Here is a 12,247-nt window from a genome sequence, read left to right as displayed (position 1 = left end):
CTCAACGAATGTCGCTACCGTCGCACAGGTCGACGCACCCCCGAGGAGGCCCACCTGCTTTCTTCAGCAGAAAGGCGGGGAGTCCGGCGAACCATCTCCGCTCTCGCTCTCCCCCTTTTCGTGGCCGGCTTCCTTAATTTCGCCGCCCAGCTCGGAATCGTCGCCATTCTGGGGCGCATGGGAGGAGAGGCCGTTTATGTGCGTTCCCTGTATCAGCCTGTCGGTCTCGTCGTTCTCGCCCTGAGCGTGGGCTTCTCGGCCTGCAACCAGGTCGCCGCCGCGATCAGCAAGGGCGCCGGACGCCCCCAGAACGTCATGGCGACCGCCGCCGGCCTGGCCCGGGTATGGCTCGGGCTCGGCGCGGCCCTGTACCTGGTCCTCGCGGTCGCCGCCCCCTCCCTGACCGGGCTCCTCCACGTGGACGCGGAGCTGCGCGACCCGTTCGCCTCCTTCCTGCGCTGGACCGCCGCCGCCGCCCTGCTGACCGCCGGAGGGGAGCTGTGCGCGTCCAGCCTGCGCGGCTACGGGCACGTGCGGCGGGCCACCGTCCTGGTCATCTGCACGGCGGGCGTGCGGATCGGCCTCGTGGCCGGCCTCGGGCTCGGCGCCGGGCTAGGGATCGCGGCGGTGCCCGTCGCCGAGGCGGCAGCCGGCCTGACCGGCCTGGCCATGGGCCTGGCGCTGCTGCGCCGCACCGAGCTGTGGCATCCGCCGGCGGCCCGGATCTGGCGGCGCGAGGTGGTCACCGGCCTGCGCCGCATCGGCGTGCCCATCGCCCTGTCCTTCCTCGTGCTCTCCGCGTACAACCTCGCGGTCATCGGCGTCCTCGGGAGCTACGGGCAGGACGCCGTGGCCGGGTTCACGGTCGTCTCCACCCTGCAGAACGTCGTGCTGCTGCCCGGCATGGTCCTGGGCACGGCCACCGCGATCATCGTCAACCAGCAACGCGGCGCGGGCGAATGGCGGCGCATCCGGGAAACCATGCGCGGCGGCATCGAGGTCACCGTCATGACGTACGTGGTGATCGCGGCACTGGTGTGGTCGCTGCACGACCCGCTGGCGCGGCTGATGGGCGGCGACGCCGGGGTGGCCGCGGCCACGGCCGCATACTTGGGAGCGGTGGCGCTCACGTACGCCGTCCAGGGGCCCGTGCTCGCCTCGCTGACTGTCATGGAGGAGACCGGCGGCGGCTTCCGGGCCATCGCGCTCAACGCCGTCTACTTCGGCCTGATCGTCGCGGTCGGCGCGGCGGCGGCACACGCCGCCGGCAGCGCGGACGGCTTCTACGCCGCGGTGGCGTACTGCAACCTGATCGGCGTGACGGTGCCGCTCGTCGCCGTACGGCACATACGGAGACTGTCGGCCAGGGGCGGCACCGCCCAGGCAGCCACCACGACCGGCTGAGGCACGACCGGGGCGCCTGGTCTGGCCAGTCGTACGCTTCCACCGACGCGTCCTTCCGTCTGGTGCAGCGCGCAGCGCGGAGCCAGGCGACTGTGCGGACTACCTCGGCCTCGGCGTTCGTGCCGGCCGCGCTCACCGTCACCGTCCGCACCGCACCATGTCTGAGCTGCCGCCCGGAAGTTCATGGTCCTGCTCACCTCACATGGCGGAGCCTCACACGAGCGGCGGGGCACGCACGGTAACGGCGTGGACGATGCCCTTACCCCGCCTTTCCGAAACCCGCCCTTCATTGCCGCCTCCCCGGAATTCTCATACATTTCGTCTGCCACGAGGCCGGCACTCCCCCGCCGCAGGAGGCAGACGTGAGGCCACGGTTGTTGATGCGATTTCCCGCCTTCCGCGCATCGGTCACCTCCTGGCCGGTGATCCCCTCCGAGACACGGGCGGCATATCCGGAACTGGTCGACGACTTCGAGGTGCTGGATCGCGAGCTCACCCCGGCCTTCACCGCGTACGACGGCAAGGCCCTGCGCGACCAGAACCGCTACCGCCGCCAGCAGGTCCTCATCCTGCTCGGGTCAACGCTCATCGCCGGTCTGGGCGGGCTGCAGGCGGTGCTGCCCGAGCAGCGCTGGCCCTCGATCCTGGTCGTGGTCGTCGGGGTGGCGCTGGCCGCCAGCAGCAGATACGCGCATGAGAGCGAAACTCTGGACTCCTACCTTTCCCGCCGGGTGAAGGCCGAGCGGCTCCGGGCGCAGTATTTCCGTTACCTGTCCAGAACCGGCTCCTTCGCCGGAGAGGACAGGGAGATCGCGCTCCGCCGCGCCGTGCTCGCCATCGAGTCCAACACGGAGCCAGAATGAAGCGAGATGCGCAGTTCCGTGCGCTTTACCGGGAGCTGCGCATTCAGGAGCAGAGCCGCTTCTACGAGCGGCGGAGCGAGGAATACGAAGGCGCGCACCGCCAGGCCGTCATGGTGCGCAACGTGCTGTTGCTCCTGTCGGCCCTGGTCGGCGCAGCGGGACAGTTCACCTCGGGCACCGGCAGAGCGGCCTGCGGGGTCGCGGCCGCCGTCCTGGCGGCGCTGGCCGGCGCGGTCACGGCGTTCGAGGCGCTGATCGGCTTCGCGCAATTGCACAAGCTGTATGCCGACGCGGCGCACAGCCTGCGGGCCGCGGCCATCGACTGGGACGCCGCGGCCTCCGACGCCGACGTGAGTGAGCAGATCGAGCGCGTCGAGCAGATTCTCCGTACGGAGAACGGTCAATGGGGCCAGCTCATGCTCCAGAAGGAAGGAACGCTCCCGCTGAGCGCCGAGCCCGTCCCTGAAGACGCGCCCTGAACCGGGTGCCGGCGCGGCCGGCATGGAGGTAGAGGCGATGAGAAATCAGCCTGTGGCATTCATGGTCATGCCGTTCGACAGGAAGCCCACCGGGAAGGCAGGTCCGGGCATCCCGTCGGAAGTGGATTTCGACCTGCTGTGGCGCAACGTGCACCAACCCCTGCTGGAGGAGCTGGGATTCAAGGCCGTCAGGGCCGACGGAGACCTCGGCGCACTGGTGATCGTGGAGATGATCCAGCGGCTGGCGCTGGCCGACGCCGTGATCGCCGACGTGTCGCTGGACAACTCCAATGTGTACTACGAGGTGGGCGTCCGCCACGCCGCCAAGCGCGACGGCTGCGTGCTCATCGCCGCGTCGTGGGCCGATCCGCTCTTCGACCTGCGCCAGATGCGGCGGCTCGCGTACCCGCTGACGGACGGCAGGTGCGGCGCCGCGGCAGCCGAGGCGGCCAAGGCCAGCCTGCGCGGCCAACTGGGCCCGCTGTTGCGGGGATCGTCGCCGGTGTACGAGGCCATCCCCGGCTACCCCGACCTCGACACCGCCCAGCTGCAGCCGTTCAGCGCGATCGTACGCCCGCTGTACGACTTCGAGATCGAGGCCGCCGCCATCCAGCTGACCAGGAACGACCAGGAGCGCGCGAAACGCACCCGCGCGCTGGTCGAGGAGTACGGCGCCCAGCCGGTCGTTCGGCAGTCGGTCATGCTCGAACTGCTCAAGCTCATCCAGGACAACCTCGACTGGACAGACGTCCTGGACTACATCCACAGCCTGCCGCCCGAGTTCCAGCAGTACCCGCCGGTCATGGAGCGCGAGCAGCTCGCCCTTGCCAAGACGGGCAAGGTCGCGGACTCCGCAGCGGCGCTGCGCCAGCTCATCGACCGGCACGGCCCCACCTCCGAACGCCTGGGCCTGCTCGGCGGCAGGTACAAGCAGCTCATGTTCGAAGCGCGCAAGGCGGCGGTCCGGCGCGAGTATCTGTCCCAGGCGATCGACGCCTACGAACAGGGCATGACGATGGACCTCAACGACTACTACCCCTCCTCCAACCTGCCCAGGCTCTACCGGCTGCGCGGTGGCAGGAACGACATGCGGCAGGCCGACGAGATCTGCAAGATCGCCAGAGTGGCCTGGCAGGCCAGCGAGCGGCGCAACACCGGCGACCCGTGGGTGCTGCCCGCCAAGCTCGGCGACGCCTTCGACCGCGGTGACGTGAAACTGGCACGGCAGTTGGTGAAGGACATCGAAGCCAGGGGCATAAGTCAGCATGCGCTGGACACGACGATTCAGGACCTCAAGATCAGCTTGGCGGTGACCAGAGGGTGGCGGACCAGATCGCGGCTGCGCAGGGTGCTCGGCAGGCTGAGCACCCCGAAAAGGGAGTGACAGACGCGCTCATCGTGAGCGGCCACCTGGTCGACGTCCCCGGCAGGACCCCGCCACGCTTCCCCCAGAAGCTGGTCGGCGCGGTGACCGCCGCCATGAGCGCGGTCTTCGACGCATGGGGCGTCGGCCCGGGCACGACCGTGATCTGCGGCGGCGCGCGCGGCGCGGACATCATCGGCGCCGAGCAGGGCCTGCTCCGCGGCGCCGCGGTACGCCTGTGCCTGGCGCTGCCTCCCCAGCAGTTCGCGCGCCGCTCGGTGGACCTGCCGGGCACCGACTGGCACGAGCGGTTCGAGCGGCTGTGCCGGCGCGCCGACGTGGCCGTGCTACCGGAGGAGGCGGGCTCCGGGGACGAGGTGTTCGCGCGTACCAACGAGTGGATGGTACGGCTGGCGCACCATCTCGCCCTCGAGCCGCGCGCGGTCGTCGTCTGGGACGGCAAAGCGGGTGACGGCGCCGGCGGTACGTCGGACCTGGTCCGGCTGCTCGGTTACGACGCCGGCGACGAGCGCCTGCACATCATCGACCCCTGTTCCTAGGGGAATCCCTGAGTCACACCCTGGTACGCGGTCGTGTCGCCGATGCCTATGCTCGCGGTTCCCGGAGAACTCTGACAGCTCGGCTGGCAGGACCGTGACTGTTCCGTCCGGAACATGACCGGCGAACCGTTGGACGTGCGACGCGGCAGGTTGCGATGCGCCACCCGAATGACGAGATCAGGAACTACCTGAAGGTCTTCATCTGCTTCACGGGCGACGGCGCGGAGTTCGCCGTGGACCTGCATAAGCGCCTTGACGGCCTGCCGTTCGTCATCCCATGGATCTACACCGATCGCCCGCTCGGACTCTTCTTCCCGGATGGGATGCGAGAGGGCATAGACGAGGCGAACGTGCTCATCGCCGTCGTGACCAGGCAGCTGCGGGGCAGCCAGAAGTGCACACAAGAGATCATCTATGCCCAGAGGCACGGCAAGTCGGTGATCCCGCTGCTCGTCCATCCTGACGCCCCGGACGACGTCTTTTACCAGGGCTACTCTCCCCTTGACTGCACGGGCGGGCTGGCACGGCAATGGGACCAGCTCCGGCGCGAGCTTGAAGACCTCGCCACGTCCAAGGGCACGCTCGCCAGGCTGAAGCAGGAGCGGGACACGGTGAAGTGGGAGCTGGAACGGGCCGGCGACGAGCGTCGTCCGGCCCTGGCCGACGAGCTCAGCCTGCTCGACGCGCGCATCAGCGAGCTCGAAGCACGCATGGCCCGCCCACGGGACGCCATGCGGATGCAGGAGGAGCAGACCAGGCTCAGCCAGGAACGGGAGAAGCAGCGGACCAGCCGGGCCGTCGAGTCGTCGGGCATCATCCTGGTGAACGACCCACCGCCCATGGCGAGGAACCTGTTCCTCGACCGCGAGGACCCGATCGACGTCCTGAAGAGGTGCCTGCACGAGCCGAGGATCCGCCTCCTGGCCCTCTTCGGGCGGCCCGGCATCGGGAAGACGGCGATGATCTCCCAGTGGCGCGAGGGGCTCCTGGAGGAGAAGCCCGCGCCGATCGGCGCCTTCGTCTATCTGACGCCGTACAGCACCCACCCCTTGCGTCCGGCGGTACTCCTGGAGGACCTCAGGAAGACCGTGCGCGACCCGGCCGTCCGCGACCGGCTCGGGCAGCGGCTGAACGACAGGTCCCTTGCCCTCGCCGACAAACTCGACGAGGTCCTTCGTGTGCTCACCGAGCCCACTGTCGTCGTCATCGACGACGCCGAGGCTCTTCTCGACTCCTACGGCCGTATCAGTGACCCGGCGCTCGGCGACATCGTGGCACGGCTCATGCGCAGGAGCGACCATCCTGTGAAGATCGTCCTCATCACCGACAAACCGCCGAACCTGCTGATCAACGGCAACCCGGCCACCGTCGCCCCGCTCAATCTGGAGGAGGGTCTTCCCGCGCCTGTGGCCGACTTCTTCCTGCGCGCCCTCGATGAGGACGACGCCTGCGGCCTGCGGAACGCTCACCAGGAGGACCTGGCGTGGGCTTGCAAGCTGACCGACGGCAGCCCTCGAGCGCTCCAGGCGCTGTCCGTGGTCCTGCGGCAGAACCGCGACACGTCGTTGCCCGAGTTGCTGCGGACGTTGGACGGCCTGGAATCGGGGCAGGCCGTGCTGAACTACCTCATCGGACGGGTCTTCGACCGGGTGGACCGGGAAGAGTGGCGGGTGCTCCAGGTCCTGGCCGTGTACCGGCGGCCCGTGCCCCACGGCGCGGTGGACTCCGTACTGCGCCAGTACCTGCCCGGCTGCCAGAGCGAGCCGACTCTGCGCCATCTGACGAACAAACGGCTCATCAGGCGATTCGGAGACCGTTACTACCTGCCACCGTTGCCGGACGGTGAATTCGTCTTCAGCCAGGTCCGATCCGGCAGCCCCGACGACGACCCCGGCTCTCCCGAGTTCACCAAGCTCTCCCTGTGCCGGCTGGCTGCGACTTTCTACAGGGACGCGCGGAAAAGGGATCCGCGGTCAGTCGACGATCTTGACGCGTACTTCGCGGAGATCGACCTGCTCATGCGGGCTCACGATCACGTGGCCGCGTACAAGCTCATCGACAAGGTCGACGAGGACCATCTCAGCGGGTGGGGTCACAGCGACGCACTCGACTCCTGGCGGAGAGAGCTGATCGGCAAGCTGGACTTCTGGGGCAGGGAGGTCAACAACCTGGTCACCCTGGCCGATGCCCGAGGTCAGCAAGGTGATCTCCAGCAGCAACTCGCCTTTCTCGAGGACGCGGTGAAGGTGGCCGAGCCCACGGGCCACCTGGAGACACTGGTGGGGCTCGACATAGACGTCGGCAGCGCGCGCCTGCGCTGCGGGCTGTACGACCAGGCGCACGAGAGCTACGTCCGAGCCGAGCAGGGTGCGCGGGAGCTGAGGGACGCGGATCTGGAGGCGCAGGCCCGCCATGGTCTCGCCCTGTGCCTCGCCAGGATGGGACGGCTGGAGGAGGCGCTGCGGCTGCTCAACGACGTCGGCGCGGGAGCGGCCCGCGGTCTGCTGGACGCGGAGCGGCTACTGAGCCTGGCGTGGGTGCTCGGCCAGCTCGACCGCACGGACGAGGCCAAGGAAGCACTACGGCGAGGGCATGACCTCCGGAAACGCGACGACTGGTTGCTGGAGGGCCATCTCTTCGCCGAGGAGGCCGAGATCCTCATAGCGGAAGGGCAGTGGCAGCAGGCCCTCGCACCTGCCAGAGAGGCAACCAAGATCGCAGCGAGGACGCGCGATTCTCGCTTGTCGTGCGAGGCGAACAGAACGCTCGCCGTCGCATTGCTGTGCGGAAAGCAGATCGATGAAGCATGGCACGCGGCAAACACCGCCGTCCACAACGGGGACGACCTGTGGTCCATGAGCGCGTTCGCGGTGAAGGGAATCGCCGCCTTCCGCCACGGGCGCGACGCTGCGGCGCGGGAGGCCTTTCTTGAGGCCTATTTGCGGGCCCGGACCCTGCATGAGCGGGCCGCCGACAATTACCAGGTCCTCGACACCAAAGGGCTCGTGCTCTACGGGCTCAACCTGTGCGGCGGGCCCGAGCAGTTCGACCGCGCCGTCGCCGCATACCGGAAGGCCAGGCACCTGGCCCCCGCTCGGGGTGCCGCCCGGCGGGCCCGCCTGCTCCTGGAGCAGCTCTGTATGGACGGTCACCCCGAAGGATGGCAGGAGATCTGCCGCGCCGCATCAGGAAGGTGATCCGGATCAGCGGACATTCCACCAGACGATGACGGCCAGCACCAAGATCACAACAAATGCGATCGCGGCGACCGCGACGCTTTTCCCGCAACCCTCATCACGCGATGACTCTTCCTGCTCCTGCGGCCCGGGTACGTGCGGTTGACCAGGCAGCCGCCCCCGCTGCTGGCCCTTCGGCACTTCATCCGGCGCCGGTTTCCGGACCCATGGCTCCTGGGCATGACCATCCACCATTTCGCGTTCCCCCCTTCACCCGGTCTCCGAGCGAAACTCCCCGTTGGAACGGTAAAACTCGCTGCACAGCAGGTCCATGACGTCAATTTCGGCAGGGCCCTGACAGGACGCGGCATATTCCCCGCGAACGCGGCCCCAGTATGCGGGGTATCGAAGGTCTGGTCTGGCAGACTCGACGACCCTGATATCGGTCCCGTGCACAGGCCAGGAGGCGTTCGCGGTCATGTCGGTCCGGATAGCCGTCTCGGATCCGCTGCCCGTCTTCCGGCGCGGCATCATGGCGATTCTGGACGGCTACGTCGTGGAGGAGCCGGACGACCTGATGGCATGGGCCGAAGGCGGGCAGCCCTCGGCGATCCTGCTGACGCTCAGCACGGCCGGCGACTGGACCCTGCTGTCCCGGTTGCATGACGGTGCTCCCGATGCCGTCGTGATCGCGCTGCTGGACGAGCCGACCGAGGAGACGTACCTGAGCGCGATCAGGAACGGCGCGAGCGGCGCCCTGCCCCGCGACGCACCGTCAGAGGCCGTGCGGGACGTGCTGCGAGCGGCCACGCGCGGCGCGAGTCTGCTGCCCGTGGAGGTGGTGCGCGCCATGGCCGCGCGTGCCGGGTCCCGGTCCCGAGCCCCGGGCATCCCCGCCGCGCACGAGATCGAGTGGCTGCGCCAGCTCGCCCAGGGCGTCACCGTGGGCCGGCTGGCCGACCAGGTGGGTTATTCGGAGCGCGCGATGTTCAGGCAGCTCAGTGAGCTGTACACGAAGTTGCACGTCAAGAACCGCACGGAGGCTCTCATGTACGGCCGTGAGCGCGGCTGGCTCTGACCCCCCGGCAACTGAGCCAGGTGTGGCCGGCAACGGTCAGGGATCCGTGGGCGACGGGGGGAGCCGTTCCCGGCTCAGCGGCAGAAGGGGGTCATGCCGAGCACGGACCTGACGCCGCCCAGCAGGTGCTGGACGAAGTACTGGTCGCCCTCCATGGGCTCGTCGGTCCACGCCTTGACGTCGTGGCCGAGGGTGGTCAGCCAGGCCTTGCCGCCGTCGTAGTACTGGCACCAGCTCACCGGGTGGTGCTCGCCGTGGCCGGGGTGTCCGAGGTTGCCGCGCACGCCCTGGGGCAGGGTTCTCTCGTCCACCTCGGCGAGGACGCGGACGCGGGTCGGGGCGGGGACGAGGTTGTACCACTCGTCGGAGAAGGCCCAGGTGCGGGGCAGGCCCTGGGTGGAGGCGTCGCGGCGGTCGGCGGTGACGACGGTGCCGGGCTGGTTGGCGCCGTGGTCGTAGAAGTTGGCGTTGCCGAGCAGGCCCTCGTACCAGGGCCAGTTGTACTCGGTGCCGAAGGCGTTGTGCACGCCGATGAAGCCGCCGCCGGCGCGGACGTACTGGCGCAGCGCGGTCTGGGCGGCGTCGTCGAGCGCGTCGCGGGTGGTGCTGAGGAACATCACCGCGTTGTACGGCAGGAGCCGCCCGGCCGAGGAGAGCTGGGTGACGTCCTCGGTGTAGTCGACGGCGAAGCCGTTCTCCTGCCCGAGCTTGAGCATCGCCTTGACGGCGACGTTGTCGGCGTTGAGCGGCGGGTTGAGGCCGGGGCCGAGCGGGGTGCCGAGGTGGGCGTGGCGGGGGCCGGCGGTGCGGCTGTAGACGAGCAGCCGGTAGCCCTTGGCGGGGTCGAAGTTGCCCCAGTCGTGGTAGCAGCGGGGGTCGGTGCCGCGGCAGACGCCGTAGTCGGGGTCGCCGAGGTTCTGCGCCGGTTCCGGGGAGGCGGCGGAGCTGGGCGCGGTGGCGGTGAGCAGGAGCGCCGCGGCTCCGGCGGCGGCGGCTACGGAGAGTTTGCTGCGCATGGGCACCTCACAGGGGAACCACTAGGTGGATCGATCGGTCCACTCGGAGGCTTGAGCGTAACTGCGGATCTTCACCACCACAAGCTCTTGCCTTCACCCGCGGACGGGATTTATGGTGCGTCCGTCGTACGGTTCTAGTGGTCCATCACATGGACCATCGAAGGTGTGGTGCCAGTGGAACGACGAAACTTCCTCCTCGGGGCCGCGGCCACGCTGACCGCGTCCGCCGCCGTGACAGAGCCCGCCCAGGCCGTCGCGGAGCCGCTGGAGCGGCAGCCCGCCTCCCTGGGCGTGACGGGCAAGGACTTCCCCAAGGTCTGCGGCAACCTGGGCAACCACAACTACTCCCCGCTCAAGCAGATCACCGCGCGCACGGTGCGCCGGCTCGGCGGGGCCTGGCACGTCAACCTGGAGGGCGGCAGCACGTCGGCCGCCCAGCAGAGCACCTGCGTCGTGGCGAACGGCGTCCTGTACGTCCAGACCACGCAGCAGAACGTCTTCGCCGTGGACGGCAGGACCGGCGCGATCAAGTGGAAGACGAACCTGGGCAGCAAGCAGACGAACATGCGCGGCGTCGCGCTGGGCGAGGGCCTGGTCTTCTCCACCTCGGGCGCCAACATCGTGTACGCGCTGAAGCAGGACACCGGCGAGATCGCCTGGCAGCGGCAGCTCATCACCGAGGACGAGGGCGGCGGCGACACCGGCGGCTGCGACCCGCAGAACGGCCAGTGCGGCGGCCTGACCGGCACCCTCGCCGGCGCCGTCGTCCATTGGGACGGGCTCGTCTACGTCGGCATGCAGGGCAGCACCGGCGGGGCGCGCGGCCGGGCGTACGCGCTGAAGGCGGCCACCGGCGAGGTCGCCTGGACGTTCTGGTCGTGCCCCGGCGAGGGCCAGTTCGGCAACGACACCTGGGAGGGCGAGTCCTGGCGGACCGGCGGCGCGGTGCCGTGGATCCACCCGGCCGTGGACCCGGACCTGGGGCTGGTGTACTGGACGTTCGGCGGCTCCTACCCGCGCCTGGACGGCGCCACCAGGGGCGGCGACAACCTGTTCGCCAACTCGATCGTGGCCATCGACGCCAAGACCGGCGCCCGCAAGTGGCACTTCCAGTCGGTGCACCACGACATCTGGGACCTCGACAACGTCATGGCTCCGGTGCTGGTGGACATCAAGGTCAAGGGCCGGCTGCGCAAGGCCGTCGTGTACGGCAGCAAGGTCGGCATGTTCTACGTCCTCGACCGGGCCACCGGCGAGCCGCTGCACGGCATGGAGGAGCGTCCCGTCCCGCAGGACGCCCGGCAGAAGACGGCGGCCACGCAGCCGTTCCCCGGCGGGAAGCCGTTCATCACGCAGGCTCCGGAGTTCGGCAAGGCCACCCGGCCGGTGCCGTTCTACGCCTGGGGCGGGCTCTACACGCCGCACTGGGACCGGGCGACGATCATCTTCCCCGGCGCGGGCGGCGGCGCCGACTGGGCGCATCTGTCGTACAACCCGCACACGGGCTGGATCTACGTCGGCTACGGGCTGATCAACTCCGGCTTCTCCAACAGCCGCGACGGCCGGGTCAACACCTCCCGCCCGCTCGGCGAGTACTTCGCGGGCGGCATCGCGGCGGTCGATCCGCGCACCAACACGCCCGTGTGGACGCTGGACCGGGAGTGGTCGCTCGCGCACGGCAACGGCATCCTGACGACGGCGGGCCGGGTGATGTTCCAGGGCGGCCCGGACGGGGTGCTGCACGCCATGGACGACACCGACGGCACGGTGCTGTGGAGCTTCCAGTGCGGCGCCGGGGTGCACACCAGCCCGATCAGCTACGAGATCGACGGCGAGCAGTACATCGCGGTGCTGGCCGGCGGCAACGGCCTGCCGTACCCGGACATCCCCAGGGGCGACCACCTGTGGGCCTTCAAGCTCGGCGGCAAGGTGCCGCCCGCCCCCGCGCCGACGCCGCCGAAGAAGCGCAACGACATCAGGGCGGCGGCCGTCACCGGCACCACGGTGACCCTCGGCCGGGTCTGGGACGCGGCCGGCGGGCGGCCCGGCGCGACCGAGAACACCGTCGCCCAGAACGCCATGTCACCCCAGCACCTGCGGGTGCCCAAGGGCACCACGGTCACCTTCGTCAACCCGGCCGGCAACGCCTTCGCCCACGCAGCCGTCTCGTTCTTCGAGTACGAGTTCGACACCGGCGTCCTGATGCCTGGCCAGTCCTTCACCCACACCTTCGACACGCCCGGCGAGTACTTCTACAACGACGCGATCTTCCCGCAGAACACCGGCAAGATCGTCGTCTACTGAGCCA

The 12,247-nt window shown here is 69.4% G+C and carries 10 protein-coding genes; 8 read left to right on the top strand and 2 right to left on the bottom strand.

All coding sequences use genetic code 11. The annotated features are described in order from the left end of the window. Positions 1-120 precede the first annotated feature (120 nt). The 6 genes from MF672_RS31570 (at position 121) to MF672_RS31545 (ending at position 7,866) form a co-directional block, all read left to right on the top strand. Positions 121-1,404 carry an MATE family efflux transporter gene (locus MF672_RS31570; RefSeq protein ID WP_242381361.1) on the top strand — a complete coding sequence of 428 codons (1,284 nt, stop codon included), beginning with the start codon at positions 121-123 and terminating at the stop codon, positions 1,402-1,404. A 380-nt stretch (positions 1,405-1,784) separates the two neighbouring features. Beyond that, the gene (locus MF672_RS31565) at positions 1,785-2,267 is read left to right on the top strand and encodes a DUF4231 domain-containing protein (protein ID WP_247815508.1); all 483 of its coding nucleotides are present in this window, start codon (positions 1,785-1,787) and stop codon (positions 2,265-2,267) included. After that, positions 2,264-2,746, top strand: a complete 483-nt coding sequence (locus MF672_RS31560; RefSeq protein WP_242381363.1) for an SLATT domain-containing protein — start codon at positions 2,264-2,266, stop codon at positions 2,744-2,746. The genes MF672_RS31565 and MF672_RS31560 overlap by 4 nt, the downstream gene beginning before the upstream one ends. Positions 2,747-2,867: 121 nt before the next feature. Next, positions 2,868-4,130 (top strand): tetratricopeptide repeat-containing protein, encoded by a 1,263-nt coding sequence (locus MF672_RS31555; protein WP_242381364.1) that lies wholly within the window; start codon positions 2,868-2,870, stop codon positions 4,128-4,130. Next, entirely contained in the window at positions 4,127-4,669 is a 543-nt protein-coding gene (locus MF672_RS31550) for a hypothetical protein (protein ID WP_242381365.1), read from the top strand. Before MF672_RS31555 ends, MF672_RS31550 begins: the two co-directional genes overlap by 4 nt. Before the next feature lie 155 nt (positions 4,670-4,824). Further along, the gene (locus tag MF672_RS31545; protein WP_242381366.1) at positions 4,825-7,866 is read left to right on the top strand and encodes a TIR domain-containing protein; all 3,042 of its coding nucleotides are present in this window, start codon (positions 4,825-4,827) and stop codon (positions 7,864-7,866) included. 6 nt (positions 7,867-7,872) lie between these two features. Here MF672_RS31545 and MF672_RS31540 read toward each other — a convergent pair whose 3' ends face one another. After that, positions 7,873-8,100: a hypothetical protein gene (locus tag MF672_RS31540; RefSeq protein ID WP_242381367.1), complete on the bottom strand. Its 228-nt coding sequence runs from the start codon at positions 8,098-8,100 to the stop codon at positions 7,873-7,875. Between the two features lie 223 nt (positions 8,101-8,323). Between MF672_RS31540 and MF672_RS31535 the strand changes: the two genes are divergently transcribed. Continuing rightward, on the top strand, positions 8,324-8,923 hold the full coding sequence (locus tag MF672_RS31535) for a response regulator transcription factor (protein ID WP_242381368.1): 600 nt from the start codon (positions 8,324-8,326) through the stop codon (positions 8,921-8,923). 74 nt (positions 8,924-8,997) lie between these two features. Here the strand turns inward: MF672_RS31535 and MF672_RS31530 are convergent, their stop codons facing one another. Continuing rightward, complete coding sequence (locus MF672_RS31530) at positions 8,998-9,939, bottom strand: ThuA domain-containing protein (protein ID WP_242381369.1); 942 nt, start codon at positions 9,937-9,939, stop codon at positions 8,998-9,000. A 174-nt stretch (positions 9,940-10,113) separates the two neighbouring features. Here MF672_RS31530 and MF672_RS31525 point away from each other — a divergent pair, with 174 nt between their 5' ends. Continuing rightward, positions 10,114-12,243, top strand: a complete 2,130-nt coding sequence (locus MF672_RS31525) for an outer membrane protein assembly factor BamB family protein (RefSeq protein ID WP_242381370.1) — start codon at positions 10,114-10,116, stop codon at positions 12,241-12,243. Positions 12,244-12,247 lie beyond the last annotated feature (4 nt).

This window comes from Actinomadura luzonensis (assembly GCF_022664455.2).
GTDB lineage: Bacteria > Actinomycetota > Actinomycetes > Streptosporangiales > Streptosporangiaceae > Nonomuraea > Nonomuraea luzonensis.
Note: the sequence above shows the minus strand (reverse complement) of the source record. Positions and strands in the feature narration are given on the sequence as shown.

Bases quoted from the DNA above. Each gene is read 5' to 3' on its own strand.
- MF672_RS31565 (WP_247815508.1), top strand. From the start codon at position 1,785: ATGCGATTTCCCGCCTTCCGCGCATCGGTCACCTCCTGGCCGGTGATC.
- MF672_RS31560 (WP_242381363.1), top strand. From the start codon at position 2,264: ATGAAGCGAGATGCGCAGTTCCGTGCGCTTTACCGGGAGCTGCGCATT.
- MF672_RS31545 (WP_242381366.1), top strand. From the start codon at position 4,825: ATGCGCCACCCGAATGACGAGATCAGGAACTACCTGAAGGTCTTCATC.
- MF672_RS31540 (WP_242381367.1), bottom strand. From the start codon at position 8,100: ATGGTGGATGGTCATGCCCAGGAGCCATGGGTCCGGAAACCGGCGCCG.
- MF672_RS31535 (WP_242381368.1), top strand. From the start codon at position 8,324: ATGTCGGTCCGGATAGCCGTCTCGGATCCGCTGCCCGTCTTCCGGCGC.
- MF672_RS31530 (WP_242381369.1), bottom strand. From the start codon at position 9,939: ATGCGCAGCAAACTCTCCGTAGCCGCCGCCGCCGGAGCCGCGGCGCTC.